The organism is Pseudomonas sp. MD330_10, assembly GCF_042610415.1.
GTDB classification, from domain to species: Bacteria; Pseudomonadota; Gammaproteobacteria; order Pseudomonadales; family Pseudomonadaceae; genus Aquipseudomonas; species Aquipseudomonas rhodesiae.
Genome location: NZ_JBHGZU010000158.1, coordinates 1 through 237, shown reverse-complemented (window position 1 = coordinate 237; position 237 = coordinate 1). Strand labels below are relative to the sequence as shown.

At 61.2% G+C, this 237-nt stretch carries 1 protein-coding gene; it reads left to right on the top strand.

The window, feature by feature from the left end; translation table 11 throughout:
• Positions 1-237, top strand: a 237-nt coding sequence (locus ACFZPT_RS27025; protein WP_379559179.1) for an amino acid--tRNA ligase-related protein, incomplete at both ends; no start/stop codon positions are given.

The following is a 237-nucleotide window of genomic DNA, read 5'->3' as shown; positions in this document are numbered from 1 at the left end:
CCTGATCGTCAACGAAGACGTGCGCCACCCCTTCCGCGTCCGCTCGCAGATCATCGCCCACATCCGCAGATTCCTGATGCAGCGTGACTTCCTGGAAGTGGACACGCCGATGCTGCAAACCATTCCCGGCGGTGCCGCAGCCAAGCCGTTCGAAACCCACCACACCGCGCTGGACATGGAAATGTTCCTGCGTATCGCGCCTGAGCTGTACCTCAAGCGTCTGGTGGTCGGTGGTTT